The following is a 17433-nucleotide window of genomic DNA, read 5'->3' on the forward strand; positions in this document are numbered from 1 at the left end:
GTCGGCTCGGTGCTGCGCTCGACCGACAGCGTTCAGTGCCGCGCCCGCCCGACGGCGTCGCGCAGGGCCTCACCCGCGAGGGCCGCGACGCGCGTATGGCCGGCCTCGCTCAGATGGACGCCGTCGTCCGTGCAGCCGGGCAGCCACCCGCCGCTCATCTCGACGGCCCTCGCGACGTCGACGACCGCCGCGACGGGGGCCGGGCACGAGCGCAGCCACGCGTTGAGGTCGCTCCGCGCAGCCTCCCGGTCGCACGCTCCGGGTCCGTCGTCCGTAGCGATGGGCGGCACCGTGGCTGCCAGGACCCGCCAGCCGCGCTCGGCGAGCAGGCGCCAGTGGGACTCGAGGGCGGCCCGCGCACGAGCCGCCGACGGCCCCGGGCCCTGCAGGTCGTTGGTGCCCAGGGCGCTCAGCGCCCACGTCGGCCGGACCCATGCGGCGAGCGCGAGCCGCCGACGCAGGCCCTCCACCCGCGCGGCGTCGTCGGCCGTCGCCCCGCTGACCGAGAGGTTCAGATACGGGACGTGTCCCGCGAGCGCGCGGTGCACCCACCCGAGGTGCTCGGCGGTCCCCCTGCGATCGCCGAAGCCGACCCCGTTCGAGTCGCCGAGGACCACACCCACGGGCGCCCCGGGGACACCGCCCTCACCGAGCAGCGCCCACGGGGCGTAGCCGTACGCCGTCGAGGGCGCCGGCGCGGGACCCCTCAGGAGGTCCTGCGCGAGGGACCACTCCCCCGCCGCCGCGTCCGTCTGGGGCCCCAGGGGGAACCGGCCGCCGGGCGGCACCCGGACGACGGTGCGGCTGACCAGGACATCGCCCGGCGCCACCGCCAGCCCGATCCCGTCGGACAACGCGTGGGCACCGGGCGGCAGCTCGAGGACGTCATGCCCGTCGAACCGCACGTCCATGGTCACGGTCCCGGCGCCACGCCCGCCCGGGCGGAGCTCGAGCGCCGAGCGCACCTCGATCGGCGCGGGACCGTCGGCCTCCCGGCCGCCGTCGTCGTACCAGTTCGCGAACCCCAGCCGGACCGACGCGGCCTCGACGTGCACCCGGTGGGCCATCGACGTGGTCCGCACGCGCTCCCCCGGGGCCGACAGGTGTCGATCCCCTGTGACCCGCACCAGCACGTGCGGGTTGTCGGCCACCGGGAGGAGCCGCCCCGTCATCCCTTCAACCCACCCGCGAAGCCCTGGATGATGTGGCGCTGGAGGAAGAAGTACACGACCAGGACCGGCAGCGCGGCGATGACCATGCCCGCGAAGATCAGGCCCCACTCGCTCGCGAACTCGCCCTGGAACGAGAACACCGCGACGGGCAGGGTGCGGTTGGGCGTCCCGGACATGTAGAGCAGCGGCACCAGGAAGTCGTTCCAGGTGTTGATCGCGTTGATGATGATCACGGTCCCGGTGACCGGCCGCAGCAGCGGGAAGACGACGTGCCAGAAGGTCCGCCACCACCCCGCGCCGTCGATGCGTGCCGCCTCCTCGAAGCTCGGCGACTGCGTCTTGAGGAAGCCCGCGTACAAGAAGACGGTCATCGGCATGAGCGAGCCCGCGTAGAAGATGATGAGCGCGGTGTGCGTCTGGAGCAGCCCGACGTCGCGCATGAGCATGTACAGCGGCACCATGCCGAGCTGCCCGGGGATCATGAGGCCGAGCAGGAAGAGCATGAGCTTGGGACCGCTCGTGCGCCGCGCCCCCCGCACGATCGCGTAGCCGGCCATGGCGCCGATGATGATCGCGACCGTGATGCTGACCGCTGTCACGAGCACGCTGTTCACGAGCGCACGGCCGAGGTCCGCCTCCGTCCAGGCCGTCTCGTAGTTGCCCAGGAAGAAGCCCTCGGGCAGCGCCACGGTCGACGCGGCGATCTCCGGCTGCGTCTTGAACGACATCGACACGAGGATGTACAGCGGGATGAGGTACGCGATCGTGACCGGGATCATCACGAGCTCGAGGACCGGCCTCCCGTACGCACCCCGACGACGACGGCGCGGGGCGCGGCCGGTCGGCGGTGCGGGGGACGCGGCGGGGGCCACCTGGACCACGGAGGTCATGCGTCGACCTCCCCGCGCCGGGTCACCGACATCTGGAGGAACACGATGAGCGCGACGATCATCGTCAGGACCAGGGCGATCGCCGAGCCGTAGCCGTAGTTCCCGTACACGAACGCCTCCTTGTACATGACCAGGGACAGCGTCTGGGTCGAGACGCCGGGGCCGCCGCCCGTCATGACGAAGACCTGGTCGAAGAGCTTGAGCGACGACGTCATCGTCAGCGCGGTCGCGATCGTGACCGCCTGACCCAGCAGCGGACGCGTGACGCTCCAGAACTTGCGGACGGTCCCGGCACCGTCGATCGCAGCCGCCTCGTAGAGCTCCTCGGGGATGCCCTGGAGGCCCGCGAGGAAGATGACCATCGACATGCCCACGTGGTGCCAGATGACGCTCGCGATGATCGACCACAGCGCCAGGCGCTCGTTGCCGAGCCAGCTCTGGCGCAGGCCCTCGAGACCGATCGCGCTCATCGCGCTGTCGAGCGGGCCGCCAGGCGTGTAGATGTACTGCCACAGCAGACCGGTGATGACGGGCGGGAGCATCATCGGGGCGAAGAACACCGTGCGCAGCAGGTTGCGGCCGCGGATCGCGCTGTTGAGGGCCAGCGCGAGGAGCAGCCCGAGGCCCGTCTGCACGATCGTGAGCACCACGGCGATGGTCAGCGTGTTGGTGAGCGACGCCGTCGCGGTCTGGTCGCCGAGCATCTGCCGGAAGTTGTCCAGGCCCACCCAGCTCGCCTCGGCGCTGCCGCGCCAGTCCGTGAACGCGTAGAGCGCGCCGGCGAGGCTCGGGTAGAGGACGACGACGCCGTAGACCGCGAGCGCCGGGAGCAGGAACCACTGCGGCACCTGACGCATCGCGGCGCGTCGGCGCCGCCCGGGCACGCCCGAGGAGGGCCGCGTCGCGACCCTCCTCGGACTCGTCGAGATGCTCAACGCGAGGCCGCCTCGTAGGCCGCGTCGAGGGCCTCGAGCAGGTCGTCGACCGTCGCCGAGCCGCTCACCATCTGCTGCCCAGTGGTCATCAGCGCATCCGCGATGGTGCCTGCGGGCCAGGCGTGGTTCGCGAACGGCGTCGTGCGACCCGAGTCGAGGTACGGCTGCACCGAGCGGTTGAGGCCGTTGTCCACGGGATCGGCGTTGGTCAGCGCGGGGATGGCGCCGGTCGCCTCGGCCCAGGCGGCCGTGCGCTCGGGCGCCGAGATGTACTCGAGGAAGGCCGTCGCCGCAGCGGCGTGCTCGGCGTCCTTGTTGACGACGAGGTAGTCGGGGCTGAAGGGGATGTGCGTCTCCTCCGGGTCGTCGCTCGCGGGGAACGCGAAGGACCCGAGGCGATCCTCGCCGCCTTCGAAGAAGCCCGCGAGGACGGGCGACGCGGCCGACGGCATCACGACGATCGCGGCCTCACCGCTGCCGACCGACTGCATGGCGGGGTCGCCCGGCATCCCGAGCGGGTCCGGCGTCGTGTAGCCGTTGTCGATGAGCCACATGAGCTTCTCGAAGGTCTCGCGCCAGCCGGCCGACTCCGCGAAGCTCGTCTCGCCGGCCTCGAGGTCCGCGTAGAAGTCGGGCTCCGCACCGTTGACCAGCGTCGCCGACAGCGCGTACGTGAGGAACTGGATCACGTAGTTGTCCGCCAGGCCGAGCGCGATCGGCACCTTGCCCGCCGCCTTGAGCTCGTCGAGGACCTCGACGAGCTCGTCCCAGGTCGTGGGCGGCTCGACGCCGACCTCCTCGAACACGTCCTTGTTGTAGAACGCGAGGATCGCCTGGCCGAACGTCGGGTAGGCGTACACCGCGTCGCCGTCCTGCTGGAGGGGCGCGAACGACTCGGGGACGTACTGGGCCCACTCCTGGTCGGAGAGGTCCATGAGGACGCCCTCGTTGGCGAGGTTGAGCACCGACGAGGGTGCTGCGTAGCCGGGCGCCGACCGGTAGATGTCCGGGGCGGTTCCGGAGGTGATCTGGATGCGGAGCTGCTCGTTGAGCGCTCCGGCCTCGGCGTACGTCCCGTTGACCGCGACGCCGGTCTCGGCCTCGAAGTCCTCGGTGAAGAGCTCGAGACCGCGTTCGCTGGTGGTCGCGAGCGTCAGGGTGCCGCCCAGGTCGCCGTCGGCGTCCGGGGTCTCGGCCCCCTCCGACGCGTTGCCGCTCGAGCACGCGGCGAGCAGGGCGAGAGCTGTGGCGGCGCCGACGGCGGCAAGGCCGCGGTGCCTCAGGTCGACATCCATGATTCCTCCATTGGATCCATCGGACGGGGGGTTCGGTGCCAGGACTCGAGCAGCCGGCCGGCGGCGGTCGCCGCAGGTCCGGACGTCATGCGTGCACGGGGTCGAAGACCACGAGCACCTTGCCTGCGACGTCGTGACCTCGTGCGAGGTCGCTGAACGCTGCGGGCGCCTCCTCCGGGGTGACCCGGAGGGAGATGAGGGATGCCAGGAGGTCGGGGACCTCGCCGGCCCACCGGGCCGTGGCGGCGAACTCGGCCGGCGAGTAGCAGAACGCGCCGACGAGCGTGCGCTCCTGGGTCGAGACGGCGAACGCGTCCAGGCGCACGTCGGGTGCGGCCATGCCGACCAGGACGCACCGGCCGCCGGGCTGCGTGGCGTTCAGCGCGGTCGCGATCGTGGCCGAGGAGCCGACGGCGTCGAGCGTCACCTCAGCGGGGCCGCCAGCCTGGACCTGCTCCGCGACGTCGCCGGCCGCCGGGTCGAGCACCTGCGCACCGAGGCCCGCCACGAGCAGTCGGCGTGACTCGAGGGGTTCACTGACCCGGATGCGCCCGGCACCGAGGCGCCGGCACGCGAGCACCGCAGCCTGGCCGATCGGTCCCCCACCGAGCACGAGGACGTCCGCCCCCTCGCGGACCTCTCCCCGTACGGCTGCGTGGTAGCCGACGGCGAGCGGCTCGACGAGGGCTCCGTGCGTGACTCTGGAGGCACCGGAGGAGCCGGAGGTGAAGGGCACCACGTTGCTGGCGGGGACCGCGAGGTAGTCCGCGAAGGCGCTCGTGAGATCGGGGTCGACGCCGATGACCCGGCGGCTCCGGCAGATGTGGCCGCGACCGGCGTGGCAGGCGGGGCACTGCCCGCAGGCGAGGCCGGGGTTGACCGTGACGAGGTCGCCCAGGCCGGCTTCCCCGCCCCGTGCGCCTGGGCCGAGGCCGACGACGGTGCCGACCGTCTCATGGCCCATGACCTGACCCGGGCGGCGCCGCCCGTTCTCGCCCGTGTACCCATGGAGGTCGGAGCCGCAGATGCCCGTCGCGTGGATGCGCAGCAGGACCTCGCCGGGGCCGGCCTCGGGCGTGGGCAGCTCCGCGACGGAGAGGTGTCCGTAGTCCTCGAGGACGAGCGCTCGCATCGTCGTCGGAGGCGCTGCGGTGAGCTGGGCCATCGAACCTCGGTCTCGTCGTCGAGTGTTTCACCAGTTGAACGGTGATTCCTGATGCTGAACCGAGGTTAGCCCGGCACATGCCGTGGATGCAAGGACCGGGTCGCCTGACCGGCACCGATGCCCGGTCAGGTCGCTCAGGGGAGCCGCCCGAGCCGGTCGAGGACACGCGCGAGTGCGCCACCCAGGACCTCCTCGACCTCCTGCGAGGCGAGCCCCGCGCGTCGGCGGACGACCTCGAGGGACTGGCGGTAGGTCAGGTGCCGCGCCGCGACGGGGTGGTCCGAGCCCCACACCAGGCGCGCGGACCCGAACGTCGCGCGGAGCTCGCGCAGCACGTGGAGCACGCCCGTGTAGGGCACGTCCCACGGCTCCGGAGCGAGGTAGTGGAAGCCGGACACCTTCACGTGGGCCGACGGCGCGTCGGCCAGCGCCACGAGGCCGTCCAGGTGCGGGCGCGAGGCGGGGTCGACCAGGCCCTGGTGATGGATGAGCACGGGCGCCGCCCCCGGGTGCTCCAGCAGGAGGGCACGCAGGTCGGCGTGCCACACCGGCGGGACGTGCAGGCTCACGAGGACGCCGAGGTCCGCAGCGCGCTCCAGGAGGTCGCCCGCCTCGCTCGTGCGCAGCCAGCCGTCGTCCTCGTCAGCGAGGTAGTGCGTGACCCCTACCGCTCCCGTGCGCCCCACCTCGTCCTCGAGCCGCCGAGCGATCCCCGCCCGGTGGTAGCTCGCGGACCAGCGCGAGTCGACGTCGACCACCGCCAGCAGCCGTCCGGGGTGGCGCCTCGCCGCCGCCGCGACGTAGTCGTTGTTGTCGCTGTTGGCCGTCCGGGGGTCGGGCCCCCCGATCCGGGCGGCGACGACGAGGGCGGCGTCGACGCCGTGCTCGTCGAGGGTTCGTAGGAGGCGGCCGGAGCGAGCCCGGTCCGGGTCGGGCTCGTGCGCGTCGTAGGGCCAGGTCCGCCAGGCGTGGCAGTGGGCGTCGAGGATCACGCAGGGCCTCCCGAGGTCCGCGGCCGGCCCACCGCGCTGGTGGACAGCCGGTATCGGACGCTAGTAGTTTGCGTTTCCTAGGCGCAACACCGATTCTCGATACTGAACGGGTGACCATGGCTGAGCACGACGCACCCCGGTTCGCGACCCCAGCGGCCGCCCGGACGCTCCAGGTCCTCGAGCTGCTCGCCGACACGGGCGAGAGCCTGAACCTCACCGAGATCGCGGCGCGCCTCGACCTGCCCAAGTCGAGCGTCCACCACATGCTCGCCGTGCTCACCGAGTTCGGCTGGGTCGAGCGCGACCCCGAGACGCTGCGGGTCACGCTCGGGCTCCGCGCCTGGGAGGTCGGCCAGGCCTACCACGTGGCGCAGTCCATGACGCAGCGCGCACGGCCCTTCATGGACCGGGTGCGGGACGAGATCGGCGAGACCGTGCGCCTCGCCGTCCGCTCCGGCACCGACCAGGTCTGCATCGCGAAGAGCGCGGGCCCGCACCAGCTCGTGTTCGACCAGCGGGTCGGCGCACGCCTGCCCTGCCACGCCACGGGCCTCGGCAAGGCCCTGCTCGTCGGGCTCACGGGGCCCGAGCTCGAGGCCCTCTACGCGGACGGCCTCGAGCAGTACACCGAGACGACCCTGCCCGACGTCGCGAGCCTGCGCGCCGAGCTCGAGGTCGCGGCAGGCTCGGGCTACGCCGAGGACCACGGCGAGTACATCCTCGGCATCCGCTGCGTCGCCGTGCCCGTGCGCCGGCCCGACGGCGTCATCGTCAGCGCCCTGTCCGTGAGCGGGCCGACGCGACGGTTCGACGACGCGCACGTCGCCGAGTCCCTCGACTCCCTCCAGCGCGCCGCGCGCGAGCTCGGACGACGCCTCGGCGAGGAGACCGACCTGACCTGAGCGCCGACGGCGCTCGCCGGGGGCGACGACGCCCCACCCGACCAGACGGAGCCACAGTGCCGCACGCCCAGACCCGTCCCGTGCTCGAGCGAGCAACCCTCGAGACGTCGCTCAAACCCTTCCACCCGGCCGACCGGGACTCCTGGGAGCAGACGGCACGCGCCCTCTTCGAGCAGTGGACGCCGCTGCTGCGCACGGCCCGCACGTGCTCGGTGCTGCTGTGGGTCTCGGACGGCAGCGAGATCCTGGACTGGGCGGGCGACCTGGACGACGAGCTCGAGTGGGCCCGCTACATCGGCTTCTGCAACACCGGCGCCGGGCCCTACGGCGAGCCCAAGGAGCCGGGCCGCGTCGCCGTGCCCTACCGGGACGGACCTGCGACGCTGCGGTACGCCGACGTCGCCGAGCTCGTGGCGATCCTGCGTCGCGTGGGCACCGAGCTGGGCCGGCCCACCGAGGTAGGGGCGACCTTCGACCCCGGGCCCGAGTTCGCGCCGTCGTCGTTCAAGTACGAGCGGCACCCCGAGGTCGTGGCCCGCGGCGAGGAGATCGGCATCGGCCCGATCATCCAGATGGTCAGGCACTTCAGCACCCTGCACGCCGACGAGCGCCGGTACGCGGCCTTCCCGGACGGCATCGTCGAGGGCACGTCGTTCGGCGAGTTCCTCGGGCGCCAGGCGCAGCACTACGTCGACGCGCTCGGCTTCGACTACCTGTGGCTCTCGAACGGGTTCGGCTTCAGCTCCTACGCCTGGTCCGAGCTCGGGGAGACGTTCGACGGCGCGCGGTTCAGGTCCGAGCGGGTCGGCGAGCTGCGGGACCGCGCGCTGGGCTTCTGGGCCGACCTCCACGCCCACCTGCGCGTACCCGTCGAGGTCCGCGGCACCAACCAGACGGCCGGGATCGACATCGGCGCCGACGCCGTCCCCGCGCTCGAGATCTACGAGCGCGGCCACGTCGCGTCGCCGCCGCCCAACTCCCCGTGGGGGCCGCTCAACGAGGACTTCGGCATCGAGCTCGCGGGCTTCATGTCGCGCATCGCGCACCTGCCGCGCGGCTCCGCGGGCTACCGCTTCCGGTTCTACGCGAACGACCCGTGGTTCTGGCAGCAGCCCTGGTGGGACTTCTACGACCGCCAGCCGTTCGACATCGACCTCCCCCTCGCGGTCAGCCGCCTCGACCAGGACGGCACGGTCCACGGTGCGCGCGAGGTCAACGTCCTCACGGTCGACACCGCGCACGGCGTGCTGGACGAGCGGTGCGGCCGCGAGGTCGGCGGGTACGTGGCACGCGCGCTCGAGGCCCGGCCTGACGCCGCGGGCCCGCTCGTGTGGGTCTACCCGTTCCGCGAGTACCACGAGGCGATGGCCGCGGACCCGTCGTCGATCGCCCGCCCGCACGCCGAGGACTGGGCCCTGACCGCGGCGATCAACGCCGGGCTCCCGCTCAACACCGTCGTGTCGACCGACGCCCTGCCCGGCGCGCATGCCGCGGGTGCCCTCGCGTCGCGGGTCCTCGTCGTGCCTGCGGGAGCGCTCGCCGACCACGTCGTCGAGGTGCTCGACTCGCACGCCCGCGCGGGCGGCACGGTCGTCGTGCACGGCTCCACCGCCGGGCTGGGCGCGCGCGCCCTCGACCTGCTCGGTGTGGGGCCCACGGATGCGGGCGTCGCGGGCGCGCTCCGGGTACGCACCGCGCTCGGCGGCGACCGGGTGCGCGACGGCGAGCTGCCGCGCACGCTCCACCACGAGGCGTCCGTGTCCCACGGCGACCTCACGGAGCAGGTCCGGACGTCGGACGTCGAGGTCCTCGTCACGGTCGAGGGCACCGGTGGGACCCACCCCTGGGCGACCTCCCGGGGCGTCGGCGCCGGCCACGTGCTGTGGGCGCGGGGGTCCGCACCGTTCACCTACGCTCCGCCCGACGCGCGCGGCGTGCGGGCGCACGTGGGCGTGGACCGCTCCGCCCACCTCGACCCGGGTGCGCTGCTGCGCGACGTCGTCGGGACGGCGGGCCTGACCGTCGGGCACGAGCTGCGCACGCCGGCGTCGGGGCGCGTCGTCCTGACGGTCCACCGCAGCGACGGCGCCTGGTGGTTCGCCGGCTACCTCGCCGACACGACGACGTCCGTGCGGCTCGGGCTGCCCGACGGCGCACCCCTCCTGACGCAGCACAGCTGCTGGTTCGACGACGGCGGCGCGACCTACCACCTGACGGGCGCGACCAGGGCGGAGTGCCGCGTGCTCGTCCGGCGGGCCCGGCACGGGACCCTGCGCTGCCGCGAGGTCGCCCCGTACCCGGCCGACATGAGCAGGGCGCTGCAGGTCGAGGGCCTGCACGACGCCGACGTCGCGCTCGAGCTGCCGCCCGCCGCGCGCCTGCGGCTCGTGGTCGCCGGGCAGGAGGTCGACTGCGGCCCCGCGGGTACCGAGCCCCGGCGCCACGAGCTCCGCGGGGTGACGGGGACGCTCACCCTGAGCTGGCAGGAGCTCGACCGGTGACCCGCATCACCACGGTCCGTACCCGCACCGCACCGTTCTCCTCCGGCACCTGGCTCGACGAGGTCCGCGTGTCGACCCCCATGGCCCCCTTCCCCGAGCACGCCGAGCGCCGGTCGACGTGGCGCGGGCCGGGCGCCGACGTCGTGTGGACGCACGTCGCGACGGCCGACCCCGAGGTGTTCGGCATCGGCCAGGCCCGGGGCGGCGCCGTCGTCGAGTCGCTCGTCCAGGAGCACCTCGTGCCTCTGCTCAGCACGCTCGACCCGACCGCACCCGTGCACGCGGCCGCCGTCCTGCGTCGCGCGGTCGCCCCCTACGCCGAGGGCGGCGTCGCCGAGATGGCGGTCTCGGCCGTCGAGCTCGCCCTGTGGGACCTGAGCGCACGGGCGGCGGGCCTGCCGCTGTTCCGCCTGCTCGGCGGCACCGCGGACGCGCTCCCGTACTACCTGACGACCCCGGCGCCCGAGCTGCTCGACCGCCCCGAGGTCGCGCACATGCTGCCCGGCGCGCGCTGCGTCAAGGTCCCCATGGCGTACGGGCCCCACGACGGCCCGGCCCGGATGCGCGACAACCTGGCCCGGCTCGCCGCCGTGCGCGAGCGCGTCCCCGCGGGCATCCCGCTCGCGGTCGACTGCTTCATGTCCTGGGACCTGCCGTATACGCTCCGGTTCGTCGCCGCCGCACGTGACCTCGACCTCGCCTGGGTCGAGGAGCCCCTCAACCCGGGCGACGTCGCCGGGCACCGTGAGCTGCGCGCACGCCTCGGCCCCGTGGCGCTCGCCGCGGGTGAGCACGCCTTCGGCCTGCGGGCCGGGCGCGCCCTCGTCGAGCAGCGCGCCGTCGACGTGCTCCAGAGCGACGTGACGTGGTGCGGCGGGCTCGACGTCGCGCGCACGCTCGGGGCGCTCGCCCAGGACGCCGGCGTACTCTTCGCCCCGCACGCCTCCGCGATGCAGCCGTGGGCGGTCCACCTCCTCGCCGCGACGGGTCCCGGTGCCGTCGCCGAGGTGCTCCTGGGCCTCGAGGACGGCGTGCAGGTCCCGCGCCCCGGTGACGGACCCGGCGTCGGGATCCGCCCCGAGGAGGTCGGGCTGTGACCGCACGCCCGGTCCGCGTCGCGGTCGTCGGGGCCGGGTGGTGGTCGACCGACCACCACGTGCCGGCCCTCCTGGGGCACCCCGACGCCGAGGTCGTCGCGGTGTGCGACCCCGTGCCGGATCGCGCCCAACGGCTCGCGGCGCAGGCCGGCGCGCTCGCCGCCGCGAACCTCGACGACGCCCTCGCGTGCACGCAGGTCGACGCCGTCGTGATCAGCACCCCGCACGTCACGCACCACGCCCTCGTCGGCGCGGCGCTCGACGCGGGCCTCGACGTCCTGGTGGAGAAGCCGCTGGCGCTCACCGCGGACCACGCCTTCGACCTCGTCGAGCGGGCCGAGCGCCTCGGCCGGCACCTCGTGACCGGCTACACGCACCAGCTCGACGCGGGTGCCGGCGCCGCGCGCAGCGCCGTCCGTGCGGAGATCGGCGACCTCGTGCAGGTCACCGTCGAGTTCTCCTCCCGCGCGGGCGACCTCTTCGTGGCCGCGCAGCACGGCATCGGCAGCGACGACCGGGGACGGCACCCCGAGGCGTACTCCGCAGCCAACGGCGGCGGGCAGGCGCACACCCAGCTCACGCACGCCCTCGGCATGCTGTGCTGGGCCACCGACGAGGAGCTCGCCCAGGTCGCCGCGTTCGTGGGGAGCCACGGCCTCGACGTGGACGTCGACGACGCGGCCGCCTTCCGGATGCGGGGCGGCGCGACGGGCGTGGTCGTCGGGAGCGGGGCGACACCCTCCGGCTCGCCACCCCGTCAGCACGTGCGCTACCTCGGGACCCGCGGCACGGTCGAGCAGGACCTGCACCGCGCACGCGTCGTGGTGCACCGGGCCGACGGCAGCCAGGTGCACCACGAGCCCGGCCAGCACACCCCGGCCTACCAGGCTGGTGCCCCGGCGCGCGCTCTCGTCGACGTCGTCCTCGGGCGCACGGAGAACCCGGCTCCCCCGCGGCCGGCCGCCGCCGCGGTCGCCGCCGTCGAGGCGCTGCTGACGGCCGCACGCGAGCACCGCGTGGTCGACGTCGCGCCCCTCCCCCCGCCACCCGGGGTACGGCCGCTCGGCTGATCGACGGGGCCGGGGCCCCTCTGGTGACCTGCAGCAGCGGGGCCCTCGGGTGACCGGCACGGCCCCGGCTACTCACCTGACCGGGAGGCCTGGGCTACTCACCTGACCCGTGCCAGCCGGCCGGTCAGCCGACCCGAGCGGCCCCGAGGTCCCCTGCATGCCGCAGCACGGGCCAGGCCGCGAAGGCGCCGTCGGGCCGGGACGTGCGCACACCGATGGTGACCTCCTGGCCGGCGAGGAGCGTGACCATCCCCGCGTCGACGCGCGCGCCCGGGTCCACCCGGTCCACGTGGAGAGTGAGGTCGCGCACGTACGCGTAGGCGTGGACGTCGAGCTCGACGCCGCCCGCGACCGCCCGCACCGTGACGCTCACGGGCTCGCGGTCGAGCGCCTGGTCGGCGACCTCGGCGTAGTCCCACACCGCACGCCCGTACCCGGGCACATCGACGACGAGGACCTCACGCGCGGGGTCGGCCGCATGGGCCAGGTCCGCGGGCAGCAGGAGGGTCTGCTGCCCGTGCCCATCGACGCGCGCCGCGAGCTCCGCGCGCGCGAGCTCGACGCCGTCGAACGTGGTCCTGCGGGCCGTGACCGTCCCCGCCCACGGCTCGCCCGTGTCCTCGACGAGCACGACGCTCAGGCCCGCGTCACGAGGCTGGACCGTGACGAGCCTTGGCGCGTACGCGGCGCGCAGGGCGAACCAGAGGGGCTTGCGGTGCTCGTGGAAGTCGACGGCCGCCCAGGAGATCACCGGCCAGCTGTCGTTGAGCTGCCACATCACGACCCCGGTGCAGCGCGGCGCGAGGGAGCGCAGGTGCTCGATCCCGTACCGGACGGCGTGGGCCTGGTTGAGCTGGGTCGCCCAGTGCCAGTCCTCGATGGTCGTCGGGGCCGGCAGGTGCCCGGCGAGGCCCCGCTCGAGCTTCCCGTTGCCGTCGGCCGCCTTCTGGTGGACGAGCATGTGCGGGCCGTACGGGTCGAGCGGCTCGTCGTGGACCACGCTCGTGAGCGTGGTCCACGCGGGCGGGCCCTGGAAGCCGAACTCGGAGACGAAGCGCGGCCGGTGGTCGCGGTAGGTCGAGTAGTCCCGCGTGTTCCACACGTCCCAGATGTGCATGGTCCCGTGGTCAGCGTCGTTGGGGTGCGCCCCGGCTCGGAAGGAGTACGGGCTCGCGGGGGTGTACGGCCGCGTCGGGTCGAGCTCGGCCACGACGCGGGGCAGGAGGTCGTGGTAGTAGCCGTCGCCCCACGCCCGTCCGTCGAGCTCCTCCTGCCAGCCCCAGTCGACATGGCCCCAGGTGTTCTCGTTGTTGCCGTTCCACAGGACGAGGCTCGGGTGCGCGGCCAGGCGCGTCACGGCCTCGCGCGCCTCGGCCTCCACCTCTCGTGCGAGCCAGTCGTCCTCGGGGTAGCACGCGCACGCGAAGAGGAAGTCCTGCCACACGAGCACGCCTGCCTCGTCGCACAGGTCGTAGAGGTGCTCGGACTCGTAGAGCCCTCCGCCCCACACGCGCAGCAGGTTCATGTGGGCGTCGGTCGCGTCCCGTACGCGGCGCTCGTACCTGTCGCGCGTCATCTCGGTGACGAACGCGTGGTCGGGGATCCAGTTGGCGCCGCGGACCCGCACGAGCCGACCGTTGACGAGCAGGTGGAAGGGCGTGCCCTCCGCGTCGGGAGTCGTGTCGAGGCGCACGGTCCGGAAGCCGACCCGGCCGGTCCAGCGGTCCGGGGCACCGTCGTCGGGTCGCGCAGCGCCGTCGAGGCCTGCGGCTTGGTCGTTCCCGGCGCCCCCGTCGGACCGGGCCGAGCCGTCGGACCGGGCCGAGCCGTCGGGTCGGGGTGAGCCGAGACGCACGACGACGTCGTAGAGGGGTTGCGCGCCGTAGCCGCGGGGCCACCACAGCCGGACGTCGGGCATCCGGACCTCGACGAGCCCGCGCGTCTCGCCCTCGGGGACCACGGCGGTCGCGCTGCGACCGTCGACCTCGGCCATGACCTCGACCGGGCCGGTGCTGCCGGGGGCGCGCTCGATGTCGACGTGGACGCGGAGCACGCCGGTGGAGCCGTCGACGTCCACGAGGGGACGGACCGCGGCGAGCCGCGCACCCGACCAGCCCTCGATGCCGATCTCCTGCCAGATCCCGGCCGTGGCGACGTCGACTCCCCAGTCCCACCCGAAGTTGGCGGCCGACTTGCGGAGCATGTTGTACGCGTGCGGGTAGTTCCGCGGGAGGGCGCCGTACCGGGCGTCGCGCTCCTCGCCCTCGGTGACGGGCGCGGCGAACGTGATGCTCAGCGTGTGCTGGCCGGGAGCGAGGTCGGGCAGCGCGAAGCGGTGGGTCCGGTGCTGGTTCTCGGCCGTGCCGATGACCCGGCCGTCGAGCACGAGCTCGGCGACGGTGTCGAGGCCTCGCGCGACGAGCGTGTGCTGGTCCGCACCGTCGTCGGCCCAGGTGAACGTCGTCGTGTACTGCCAGACGGTGCGGCCCACCCAGGACAGGAGCGCCTCGTTGTCACCGTCGAAGGGGGACGGGATGAGCCCGGCCGCGAGCAGGTCGGTGTGCACGCACCCGGGCACCGTCGCCGGGACACCCGCGTCGGCGAGGGGCTCGAGCCCGGCGGGGACGGGGGTCAGCGGTCGGAGGTGCCAGCCGGTCGCGATCGAGGTCCACATGTCAGGTCCGTTTCACAGGTTGAAACATCGTTGCGTCTATTGAAGACGCCACTGTAGCGCGGCTACGTTGACGTCTCATCCGGGGCCTGGCCCGGGACCGACACAGGGAGATGCACCGATGCAGCACCTGGACATGACGCGACGCACCGTCCTCAAGGGCCTCGGCGCGGTGGTCGCCACGACGGTTCTCAACCCCGGGCCCGCAGCAGCGGCCGCGACGACCTCCGCCCCGACGACCTGGACGGACGTGCTGGGCCACTTCGAGTCCAGGCACGAGCCCTGGAGCATCACGGTCGGCGCCGAGTACGGCGGCTCCCGGACCGCGTTCACGCGGGTCGCCGAGGGCGCCCCCGTCGGAGGCTGGTACGGCCGCCTGGACACCGACTTCTCGGCCGGAGGCCGCTACGGCGGGCTCGTCAAGACGCTCGACCACCTCGACGTCACGCGCGTGACCATGAAGGTGCGCGCGGAGAACGTGTCGCGGGTGACGGTGCGGCTCGTGAGCGGCGACCGGACGCTGCGCCAGGGCTACGCCGCGGTGACGCCCGGCTCGAGCACCTGGCAGGACGTCGAGGTCACCGCGTGGAACGGCATCGCCGGCTTCGAGGACGCGGTGACCATGCAGATCCAGGTGTGGAAGGACCACCTGACGGGCGGCAACCTGGCCGGGGCGCTCCTGCTCGACGACATCAGGGTCGAGCACACCGTCACGCCCGTGGTTCCCGCCTCCCTCACGACCGCGGGCCTGCCGGTCGTCCTGACGGACGACGAGGACCTCGTCCCCCTCACGGTGCGCGCGACGTACGAGGACGGGAGCACCCGGGACGTCACCCAGCACAGCGACCTCGTGTCGAGCGACCCCGCGGTGCTCACCGTCGACGAGTACGGGTACCTCGTGCCCGTGGGCGCGGGCAGCGCCGTCGTCACCGTCGACCACCTCGGCGCACGTCAGGAGTTCGCCGTCGACGTACGGGCACCGCAGGCGCTCGCCCCCCTGCGCGTCGTCGAGGGGCGCCTCATGGCCGGCGACGCGCCCTTCGGCTTCACGGGCTTCAACTACGACCTGTTCATGCTCAGCTACCCGCGCCGCGCGAGCTGGAGCGGGCTCGACAGCGACATCGCCGTCATGGCCTCGTGGGGGCTCGGGGCCGTACGCGTCCCCATGAACCTGGGCATGGTCCAGGCCGCCCGGGGCGTGTTCCCCGACGACGAGGCGTGGGCCGGTGAGATCGCCGCGCACGGCTTGAACACCGAGTGGATGGCGATGCTCGACCACTTCGTCGAACGCGCCGGCAAGCACGGTGTCCGCACCATCATCGACTGGCACCGTGGCCCCGTGGACCCGTACGACTACTGGATCGGCGGCGTCGCCCAGGACGCCGGCACGGGGAAGCCGGGGACGGCCATCGCCTACCTCGCGCCGTCACCGACCGAGCGCGGCGAGCTCGACATGTCGAACCCCGAGCACCTCGCGACCCTGCTCGACAGCCACCGCTGGATCGCCGCGCACTTCAAGGACGACCCCGCCGTCCTGGGTGTCGAGATCCCGCACAACGAGCCGCACGACGCCTACATGTCGATCCAGTCGAACTGGCGCCACGTGACCGAGCGGTGCGCGGCGGCCGTCAAGGCCGGCGACCCCGAGCGGCTGACGTTCACGATGCCGCCCGCGTACGGCCACGACGTCTCGACGGCCGCACCGACCTGGCAGGTGCCGTTCGGCGTCGACGGGACCGCGCCGCACCACTACCTGCCGAACGCCCCCGTGCCGACGCGCGACGACGCCCCCGACCGGCACTCGCCCTGGCTCGCACGCGACGTCGACGCCGTGTTCAGCCACGCGATCGCCTCGCTGTTCGCCCCGTACTCCACCTCATCCGTGCCCGTGTACAACGGCGAGGGCGGCCACTACGGCTTCGAGTCGTTCCTGCCCGACATGGACAAGGTCGAGGCGGCCGACCTCATGATGGAGGCCGGCATGGTGCAGTACTACGCCGCCGGCGCCGCGGGTCAGCTCCACTGGTCGCTGTGGCACAACGCCAACGACTACGTGCCGTTCGTCGAGTCGTTCGCCCGCCACTACCGCCGCTTCTCACCCGTGTACGCGGCCGGGCCCGTGAGCTGGCGAGGTGCGCGCGTCGCCGTCGTCCAGAACCCGGCGGCGGCGCCCATCTCCAACGGGCACAACTGGTCGGCCGTGCCGTTCGTCAGGCTCGCGCTCGACCTGCACCTGGGCCCGTTCCACCTGCTCACGGACGACGAGGTCATCGACAGGCTGCTCACCCAGGTGCCGTCCGGCCTCGAGCAGGTCGACGGGCTCTCCGCGTCGTTCGACTACGACGCCGTGGTGGTGGACCGGCGCAACCTGGACGAGCGCGTCAGGTCGGTCCTCGAGCGCGACGACCTCGACGTGCCCGTGCTCTGGGTCGACGACATGGAGCAGCTGGGTGCCACGGCGCTGGCGTCGTTCCTCACGGGCGCGGGCGTCCAGGTCGACCGGCGCACGAGCCCCGGCGTCCAGCTCGTGACGGGCCCCGCGCACCTGCTCGTCTACCGGCGCGACGAGCGCAGCCCTGGACGCGTGCGGGTGCACCCGCGGATCCCGGGAGACGGACCGCTCCGACTCGTCGACGAGTCCGGCACCACGGTGTACGACGGCACCTCGGCCGACCTGTGGGACCGCGGCGTGCGCGTCGAGATCGAGACGTGGCGCAGCGCGATCCTGCGCATCGAGCGCTGA

At 73.5% G+C, this 17433-nt stretch carries 12 protein-coding genes; 5 read left to right on the top strand and 7 right to left on the bottom strand.

Annotated elements, in window-relative coordinates:
- Positions 1-32 precede the first annotated feature (32 nt).
- From FZ988_RS02500 to FZ988_RS02525, 6 genes are all read right to left on the bottom strand, one after another.
- Positions 33-1172, bottom strand: a complete 1140-nt coding sequence (locus tag FZ988_RS02500; protein ID WP_149202396.1) for an SGNH/GDSL hydrolase family protein — start codon at positions 1170-1172, stop codon at positions 33-35.
- Positions 1169-2062 (bottom strand): carbohydrate ABC transporter permease, encoded by an 894-nt coding sequence (locus FZ988_RS02505; RefSeq protein WP_149202397.1) that lies wholly within the window; start codon positions 2060-2062, stop codon positions 1169-1171. The genes FZ988_RS02500 and FZ988_RS02505 overlap by 4 nt, the downstream gene beginning before the upstream one ends.
- On the bottom strand, positions 2059-2919 hold the full coding sequence (locus tag FZ988_RS02510; RefSeq protein ID WP_149202398.1) for a carbohydrate ABC transporter permease: 861 nt from the start codon (positions 2917-2919) through the stop codon (positions 2059-2061). Before FZ988_RS02510 ends, FZ988_RS02505 begins: the two co-directional genes overlap by 4 nt.
- 74 nt (positions 2920-2993) lie before the next feature.
- Complete coding sequence (locus tag FZ988_RS02515) at positions 2994-4292, bottom strand: ABC transporter substrate-binding protein (RefSeq protein WP_149202399.1); 1299 nt, start codon at positions 4290-4292, stop codon at positions 2994-2996.
- A gap of 85 nt (positions 4293-4377) precedes the next feature.
- Entirely contained in the window at positions 4378-5457 is a 1080-nt protein-coding gene (locus FZ988_RS02520; protein WP_246169109.1) for a zinc-dependent alcohol dehydrogenase, read from the bottom strand.
- A gap of 134 nt (positions 5458-5591) precedes the next feature.
- A complete protein-coding gene (locus tag FZ988_RS02525) occupies positions 5592-6449 on the bottom strand; it encodes an amidohydrolase family protein (protein WP_188078942.1) in 858 nt (285 codons plus the stop codon).
- A 116-nt stretch (positions 6450-6565) separates the two neighbouring features.
- Between FZ988_RS02525 and FZ988_RS02530 the strand changes: the two genes are divergently transcribed.
- The 4 genes from FZ988_RS02530 (at position 6566) to FZ988_RS02545 (ending at position 12019) form a co-directional block, all read left to right on the top strand.
- The gene (locus FZ988_RS02530; protein WP_149202401.1) at positions 6566-7351 is read left to right on the top strand and encodes an IclR family transcriptional regulator; all 786 of its coding nucleotides are present in this window, start codon (positions 6566-6568) and stop codon (positions 7349-7351) included.
- Between the two features lie 80 nt (positions 7352-7431).
- Positions 7432-9852 (top strand): hypothetical protein, encoded by a 2421-nt coding sequence (locus tag FZ988_RS02535; RefSeq protein WP_188078943.1) that lies wholly within the window; start codon positions 7432-7434, stop codon positions 9850-9852.
- Positions 9849-10949, top strand: a complete 1101-nt coding sequence (locus tag FZ988_RS02540) for an enolase C-terminal domain-like protein (RefSeq protein WP_149202403.1) — start codon at positions 9849-9851, stop codon at positions 10947-10949. The genes FZ988_RS02535 and FZ988_RS02540 overlap by 4 nt, the downstream gene beginning before the upstream one ends.
- On the top strand, positions 10946-12019 hold the full coding sequence (locus FZ988_RS02545; RefSeq protein ID WP_149202404.1) for a Gfo/Idh/MocA family protein: 1074 nt from the start codon (positions 10946-10948) through the stop codon (positions 12017-12019). Before FZ988_RS02540 ends, FZ988_RS02545 begins: the two co-directional genes overlap by 4 nt.
- A gap of 124 nt (positions 12020-12143) precedes the next feature.
- On the opposite strand, the gene FZ988_RS02550 is transcribed toward FZ988_RS02545, so the two are convergent.
- Complete coding sequence (locus tag FZ988_RS02550; protein ID WP_149202405.1) at positions 12144-14693, bottom strand: glycoside hydrolase family 2 protein; 2550 nt, start codon at positions 14691-14693, stop codon at positions 12144-12146.
- Between the two features lie 118 nt (positions 14694-14811).
- On the opposite strand from FZ988_RS02550, the gene FZ988_RS02555 reads away from it, so the two are divergent.
- The gene (locus FZ988_RS02555; RefSeq protein ID WP_149202406.1) at positions 14812-17433 is read left to right on the top strand and encodes a cellulase family glycosylhydrolase; all 2622 of its coding nucleotides are present in this window, start codon (positions 14812-14814) and stop codon (positions 17431-17433) included.

It is taken from the genome of Actinotalea subterranea (assembly GCF_008364845.1).
GTDB lineage: Bacteria > Actinomycetota > Actinomycetes > Actinomycetales > Cellulomonadaceae > Actinotalea > Actinotalea subterranea.